This is a genomic window from Sphingomonas sp. (assembly GCF_042091075.1).
Taxonomy (GTDB): Bacteria; Pseudomonadota; Alphaproteobacteria; order Sphingomonadales; family Sphingomonadaceae; genus Sphingomonas.
The window spans coordinates 1-6,434 of sequence record NZ_JBELIE010000177.1 but is presented as its reverse complement, the minus strand read 5'-3'; the positions used below and the strand labels follow the sequence as shown (position 1 = coordinate 6,434).

Annotated in this window: 5 protein-coding genes and 1 pseudogene; 5 read left to right on the top strand and 1 reads right to left on the bottom strand. The window is 66.3% G+C overall.

Annotation, left to right across the window (positions count from 1 at the left end):
* A pseudogene (locus ACFDSW_RS14380) lies at positions 1-933 on the top strand (chromosome segregation protein); the annotation flags it as partial.
* A 149-nt stretch (positions 934-1,082) separates the two neighbouring features.
* On the opposite strand, the gene ACFDSW_RS14375 reads toward ACFDSW_RS14380, so the two are convergent.
* Complete coding sequence (locus tag ACFDSW_RS14375) at positions 1,083-2,285, bottom strand: hypothetical protein (protein ID WP_375250965.1); 1,203 nt, start codon at positions 2,283-2,285, stop codon at positions 1,083-1,085.
* Between the two features lie 74 nt (positions 2,286-2,359).
* Here ACFDSW_RS14375 and ACFDSW_RS14370 point away from each other — a divergent pair, with 74 nt between their 5' ends.
* The 4 genes from ACFDSW_RS14370 to ACFDSW_RS14355 all read left to right on the top strand — a co-directional run.
* Positions 2,360-3,613, top strand: a complete 1,254-nt coding sequence (locus tag ACFDSW_RS14370; protein WP_375250964.1) for a putative DNA modification/repair radical SAM protein — start codon at positions 2,360-2,362, stop codon at positions 3,611-3,613.
* Between the two features lie 62 nt (positions 3,614-3,675).
* Positions 3,676-4,161 carry a hemerythrin domain-containing protein gene (locus ACFDSW_RS14365; protein WP_375250963.1) on the top strand — a complete coding sequence of 162 codons (486 nt, stop codon included), beginning with the start codon at positions 3,676-3,678 and terminating at the stop codon, positions 4,159-4,161.
* 153 nt (positions 4,162-4,314) lie between these two features.
* Entirely contained in the window at positions 4,315-5,721 is a 1,407-nt protein-coding gene (locus ACFDSW_RS14360; RefSeq protein ID WP_375250962.1) for a UdgX family uracil-DNA binding protein, read from the top strand.
* A gap of 129 nt (positions 5,722-5,850) precedes the next feature.
* Positions 5,851-6,434 (top strand): DedA family protein (locus tag ACFDSW_RS14355; RefSeq protein WP_375250961.1); only part of this gene is annotated, 584 nt, incomplete at its 3' end.

Genomic DNA, 6,434 nt, shown 5'->3' with positions numbered 1-6,434 from the left:
GCCGCCCGCACCGCCGCCGAGCACACGCAGGCCCGCGACCGGGAGGCAGACGTTGCCGCTCGCCTGGCGGACGCCGCGCATACCCGCGCCGGGGAGGCGCTCGCCAGCGCGCGTGAAACCCGCGCCGGCGCGGCGGCGCGCGCCGAGAACCACGAATTGCGCCGCGTGGAGATGGGCCGGGTCGCGGGCGAGCGGTTCGAATGCCCCGCCCCGGTGCTGCCGACGCGGGCGGGGTTCGACAGCGCCAGCGTCACCACGCCGCAAGCGGAAAGCGCCGCGCATGAACGGCTGACGTTCGATCGCGAGCGGATCGGGCCGGTCAATCTGCTTGCCGAGCGCGAACTGGCCGAGCTGGAAGCGGCGGGCAACAGCACCGCGGCGGAGCGCGACGAACTGGGACAGGCGGTTCATCGCCTGCGCGGCTCGATCGGCACGCTCAACCGCGAGGGGCGACAGCGCCTGCTCGCCGCGTTCGAAGCGGTCGACGGCCATTTCCGGCGACTCTTCACCACCCTGTTCGATGGCGGGCAGGCGCATCTGGAACTCGTCGACTCGGACGATCCGCTGGAAGCGGGGCTGGAAATCATGGCGCAGCCGCCAGGCAAGCGATTGCAATCGCTCACCTTATTGTCAGGCGGCGAGCAGGCGCTGACCGCGGTGGCGCTGATCTTCGGGCTGTTCCTGACCAATCCGGCGCCGATCTGCGTCCTCGACGAAGTCGACGCACCGCTGGACGACGCCAATATCGAGCGTTTCTGCGACCTGCTCGACCGCATGACCCGCGAAACCGACACGCGCTATCTGATCGTCACCCACAATGCGGTGACGATGAGCCGGATGCATCGCCTGTTCGGGGTGACGATGATCGAACGGGGTGTCAGCCGGCTGGTATCCGTCGACCTGCAAGCTGCCGAGGCGCTGGCGGCGGAATAAAACGGGTTCACGCCGGGGTGCGGCCGGGGTGAGAAACGGCGCCACATGCGCGACGCCTCTGCCCGCCTTCGCATGAACAACCGCCATCGCGAGCAAGTCTGCCACACGCACGCGAAGTTTCGCGCAACCTGCGACGCGATCGCACGGCGCTAATGCGCTGTGGCCATCCTTTGCGCCCAGCCCGGTGCGGGATCGCGCACCGCGGCGTGGATCAGCCACAGCATCGCCACCCCACGAACGATCGCGGCGGCGAGGATGTCGCCTTGCGTCGCGGAGGGGGACGCGCCCTCCATTCCGGCGAACATCCAGAATTCCGCGAAATAGGCCATCACGTCGCCGATCAGGAACATCGCCATCGGGCGCAGCCGCGTGCCGGTCAACACCAGCAACGGCCACAGCCACAGGTCGAATTGCGGTGAATAGACCTTGTTGGTCAGCAGGAACCACGCCAGCACCGGGGTGAACAACAGCCACGGCTGCGCGCTGTGTCGTCGCCATCCGACCGCGATGATCGTTGCCCCACCCGCCACGAACAGCACGAAGGACCACAGATTGCGCGCCGCGATATCGGTCGGCCACCAGCCGAATTGCGTCATCAACTCCCACACGCTCGCCGCGGTGCCGGGTCGCTCGCTGGAAAAAGCGTAGAACTCCCGCCAGTTGACGAATGCGGTCGCCGCCACCGGCAGGTTGACGGCCCCCCAGGCCACCACCGCCACCGCCACCAGCACCGCCGCCCGCAGCGCCCTTGTCGGCCAGGTCGCCCCCGCCCGGAACAGGGCACCGAGCCCGAGCAGCGGCAGCATCAGCACCGGGAACAGTTTCGCGGCGCCGCCCAGCGCAGCCAGCGCTGTCGCCCGTATCGCCTGCCCCCGCGCCGCCGCCAGCAAGGCGGTTACCGCGAAGCTCGCGGCCAGCAGATCCCAATTGTGCCCCAGGTACAGAACCAGCGGCGGCGCGAGCGCCCAGCCATATTGCCGCACCAGCCCGACGCCAGCGTCGCGCATCTTTTCGAGGATCACGAAGGCGAGGATCGTGTTGCCCAGCGTCACCACGCCGAGGAACGTCGCCGCATCGGCGCGCGCACCCGCGACGACGCGCGTCACCAGCCCCTCGATCCAGATCAGCGCCCCCGTCAGCACCGGATATTCCATCCGCGCTTCCCAATAGGGCACCTGCCCCGCCGCCACGCCGCGCAGCCCCCAGAACGGCACCGCGTCGCTGTAACAGCCGCTGGTATATTGCTCCGCCCCGGTCCAGCCAGCGCCGCAATGCGCCTTGAACCCCCAACCGATCAGGCACGTCAGCGCCAGCGCCAGATAAGGGCCATTCGGGCCCAGCCGATTCATCATCCCCCGCACGGCCTTGATCCATGGCAGGTCGATCGCCCCTCGACAAGCGACCGGATAGAACATAAATCGAACGGATGGCGCAACTCGATGTACGGCAGAAACTCGAAATTCTCGCCGATGCGGCGAAATACGATGCGTCCTGCGCCTCGTCGGGGACGGCGAAGCGGCATTCGCGGGATGGCAAGGGCATCGGTTCGACCGAGGGCATGGGAATCTGCCATGCCTATGCGCCCGACGGCCGCTGCATCTCGCTATTGAAGATCCTGCTGACCAACAGCTGCATTTTCGACTGCCATTATTGCATCAACCGCAAAAGCTCGAATGTGCGGCGGGCGCGCTTTACGGCGGAGGAGGTCGTCAATCTGACGCTCTCTTTCTATCGCCGAAACTATATCGAGGGCCTGTTCCTCTCGTCAGGGATCATCCGCTCGTCGGATTATACGATGGAGCAACTCGTCGAGGTCGCCCGCGCGCTGCGCGAGGATCATCATTTCCGCGGCTATATTCATCTGAAGACGATTCCGGATGCCGACCCGGAACTGGTGCATCGCGCCGGCCTGTATGCCGATCGCGTGTCGATCAACGTCGAACTGCCGACGGTCGGTGGCCTCAAGCGGCTCGCCCCCGAGAAAGACAATGCGCGGATCGAAGGCGCGATGGCGGATATGAAGACCGCGATCGTCGATACCGGCGATGCGCGCAAACGCTACAAATCCGCGCCGCGCTTCGCACCGGCGGGGCAGTCGACCCAGATGATCGTTGGCGCGGACGCGGCAACCGACGGCGATATCGTGCGCAAGGCATCGACGCTCTACGATCGCTTCGGGTTGCGCCGCGTCTATTATTCGGCGTTCAGCCCCATCCCCGACGCTTCGGCGGTGCTGCCGTTGCAGCGCCCGCCGCTGATGCGCGAACATCGCCTGTACCAGTCCGACTGGCTGATGCGCTTCTATGGCTTCGAACCGCAGGAGGTGGTCGCGGCGGCGGACGATGCCACCGGCATGCTGCCGCTCGACATCGATCCGAAGCTGGCCTGGGCGCTCAAGTTTCGCGATCGTTTTCCCGTCGACATCAATCGCGCCCCGCGCGAATTGTTGTGGCGCATCCCCGGGTTGGGCACCAAGGCGGTGGCGCGTATCCTCACCGCCCGTCGCCTGCGCTCGCTGCGGCTCGACGATGTCGCGCGGCTAACCGTGTCGGTGGCGAAGGTACGGCCATTCATCATCACCGCGGATTGGCGTCCCACGCTGCTCGGCGATCGCGCCGACCTGCGCCCGCTGGTCGCGCCCCCTGCAGCCAAGCAACAATTGGAGCTGTTCGCGGCGTGAGAATGACTCGCGGATGAAACGCGCTGCCGCTTCGCGCGCTGTCGCCGCGAAGGAGATGTATCATGGCCGAAGCGGATATCTACGCCGATCTGAAGCGCGATCACGACACGCACCGCGATCTGCTCAAGCAACTCGCCGAATCGAAGGGCGACAGCGCGAAGCGCAAGAAGCTGTTCGAGACGTTTCGCCTCGAAATCGCCAGTCACGCGGCGGCCGAGGAAGAATCGCTGTATGCCGAAATGCTCGGCAATCCCGATTTGCGTGACGATGCGCGCCATTCGGTCGCCGAGCACAAGGAGATCGACGATCTGATCGGCGACATGATGGATCTCGATTTCGCGTCCGACGAATGGGAGTCGAAATTCTTCCATATGCGCCATCGTTATGAGCATCATATCGATGAGGAAGAGGAAGAGATGTTCCCCGCCGCCGCGAAGGAACTCGATGACGAAACCGAGGAACGGCTGGCGGATACTTATGAGGAGCGCAAACCAAAGGAACTTGAGATCGCCAAGGATAATCCGCCGGGTGGCGACGACCGCGATTGAGTTGCCGGGCGCTCGGTTCACTGTTTTCGGGTGCGCGCACCCGGGGGATGCGGCGGATGTCGTTATCATCGCCGTATCCCCGCGCGCGCCGCACGGCGTGCGTGCGTCTGATCCCGTTTCCGTTCCGCGTTTCGCCTGACAGCCCCTTTCGCCATGCGCACCATCACCCTCCCCGCCCCTGACGACGTGGATGCATGGCGGGTCGCTGCACGGGCGTTGATCGCCGAGGCGATCCCGCCCGATCGCGTCGTCTGGCAGGTCGGGGGGCATGCATCCGATCTTTTCGCCGACGCGGACGCCACCACGCCCGCCCTTGCACCGGCGCCTGCGCAGATGCGCGTGTCGCGCGCTTTTCTCGATCTTGCCGGTGATGCGGCATTGCATCGCGATCCCGAGCGGTTCGCGCTGCTGTACGCGATGCTGTGGCGGCTCCGCGAGCAGCCACGGCTCGCGGAGGATCACGCCGACCCGCTTGTCCGCCGGCTCGACGGGCTGGTCAAGGCGGTGCGGCGCGACATCCACAAGATGCGAGCCTTCCTCCGCTTCCGCTCGATCGACGACGGTGAGGGCGCGCGATACGTCGCGTGGTTCGAGCCCGAACACCATATCGTGCGTGCCAATGCCGCTTTCTTCGTCAATCGCTTCGGCGCCATGCGCTGGTCGATCTTGACCCCCGAGGTGGCGCTCCATTGGGATGGCGCGGCGCTGTCCGAAGGGCCCGGCGCGCTGCGCGGCGACGCGCCTGAGGGGGATCCGGTCGAGGAGGTGTGGAAGACCTATTACGCCAGCATCTTCAATCCAGCGCGCGTCAAAGTGGGCGCAATGCTGAAGGAGATGCCCCGTAAATACTGGAAAAACATGCCGGAAACCGCGTTGGTGCCGCAATTGCTGGCGAATGCACAGGCACGGGAGAGCGGCATGATCGCAACGGCGCAGGATCGCATCGGCAGTGGCGCGGGCGGCAATGTCGAGGCGGCATGGCAGGCGCTTCGCGATGAAGCGGCCGGCTGCACACGCTGCCCGCTCCACAAGCCCGCGACGCAAACCGTGTTCGGCGAAGGCCCCCTCGACGCGAGGATGATGTTCGTGGGTGAACAGCCCGGCGATCAGGAGGATCTGGCGGGCCACCCGTTCGTCGGCCCCGCCGGCCAGATGTTCGATCGCGCGCTGGCGGCGGCCGGGGTGCCGCGCGCCGAAACCTATGTCACCAATGCCGTGAAGCATTTCAAGTTCGAGGCGCGGGGCCGGCGGCGCATCCATGCCAAGCCTGACGCGGGCGAAATCGACGCCTGCCGCTGGTGGATCGAGCAGGAGCGGATGCTGCTACGCCCCCAGGTGACGGTGGCGCTGGGCGCGACCGCCGCGCGCAGCCTGTTCGGCAAGACGATGACGATCAGCCGCGAACGCGGTCGGGCGCAGCGACTGCCCGACGGGGGCGAAGCGTGGATCACCGTCCATCCGAGCTATCTGCTGCGTCTGCCGGACGAGGCGGCGAAAGAAGCCGAATATGCCCGCTTCGTGGAGGACCTGAAGCTGGCCTATGCCGCGGCGGGGGCGTGAAGGCGCGATAAACGGGCTGGCGAGATCGCCCCGCCCACCCGCCCGGGCGCGCCACGAACCGTCTGCGGATCGTGCCCGAGACGCTCTTTTTCCTTCCCTTTCGCCCCCGCCTGTCGCAAGCGCCGCCCCATGGTCGAAAAGATCCTGGCCGCGCTTGCCGGCTTCGCGATTTCCGTCATCTCCGCCGGGGGCTATTGGGGCATCGCGCTGCTGATGGCGATCGAAAGCGCGTGTATCCCGCTGCCGTCGGAAATCATCATGCCCTTCGCCGGCTATCTCGTGTCGACAGGGGAGATGAATCTGTTCCTCGCCGCGACGGCCGGCGCGCTGGGATGCAATCTCGGCTCGATCGTCGCCTATGAGATCGGGCGGCGCGGCGGGCGGCCGATGGCGGAGAAATTCGGGCGCTACGTGCTGATCGGGCCGGGCGAACTGGATCTCGCCGATCGCTTCTTCAACCGCTGGGGATCCTGGGCGATCCTGATCGGCCGGATGCTGCCGGTGATCCGCACCTTTATCGCGTTCCCCGCCGGGGTGGCGCGGATGAAGCTGATCCCCTTCCACGTCTATACGTTCATCGGCAGCTGGCCGTTCTGCCTGTTGCTGACCTGGATCGGCATGACGCTGGGCGACAAATGGAACAGCGACCCGCGATTGAAGGCGTTCTTCCACCGCGCCGACGCCGCGATCGGCGTCGTGCTGGTGGTCGCGAT

Excerpts from the sequence above, each read along its gene's own strand:
- ACFDSW_RS14375 (WP_375250965.1), bottom strand. The coding sequence starts at position 2,285 with ATGATGAATCGGCTGGGCCCGAATGGCCCTTATCTGGCGCTGGCGCTG.
- ACFDSW_RS14370 (WP_375250964.1), top strand. The coding sequence starts at position 2,360 with ATGGCGCAACTCGATGTACGGCAGAAACTCGAAATTCTCGCCGATGCG.
- ACFDSW_RS14365 (WP_375250963.1), top strand. The coding sequence starts at position 3,676 with ATGGCCGAAGCGGATATCTACGCCGATCTGAAGCGCGATCACGACACG.
- ACFDSW_RS14360 (WP_375250962.1), top strand. The coding sequence starts at position 4,315 with ATGCGCACCATCACCCTCCCCGCCCCTGACGACGTGGATGCATGGCGG.